Origin of the sequence: Streptomyces sp. DH12 (assembly GCF_020873895.1) — a bacterium.
In the GTDB taxonomy this organism is placed as follows: domain Bacteria; phylum Actinomycetota; class Actinomycetes; order Streptomycetales; family Streptomycetaceae; genus Streptomyces.
On sequence record NZ_JAHWGT010001554.1, the window covers coordinates 1 to 399 of the forward strand.

Sequence of the window (399 nt, forward strand, 5' to 3'; positions counted from 1 at the left end):
GTCCAGGGTGTAGTCCTGGCCCTTCTTCGACGCCAGCTTGGAGGCCATCCGCTCGGCCTCTTCCTGGCTGAACGTCTTCTCCGCCTGCTCGATCAGGGTGAGAAGGTCACCCATGTCGAGGATGCGGGAGGCCATCCGGTCCGGGTGGAAGGCGTCGAAGTCGTCGAGCTTCTCGCCGTTGGACGCGAACATGATCGGCTTGCCGGTGACCTGCCGGATCGACAGGGCGGCGCCACCGCGGGCGTCACCGTCGAGCTTGGACAGCACCACGCCGTCGAAGCCGACGCCGTCGCGGTCGGCCTCGGCGGTGTTGACGGCGTCCTGGCCGATCAAGGCGTCGACGACGAACAGGATCTCGTCAGGGCTGACGGCGTCCCAGATGTCCGCGGCCTGCTGCAT

General features: G+C 67.2%; 1 pseudogene. It reads right to left on the reverse strand.

The features are described from left to right. Positions 1-399 (reverse strand): annotated as a pseudogene (locus tag LPA54_RS41050) (signal recognition particle protein); the annotation flags it as partial.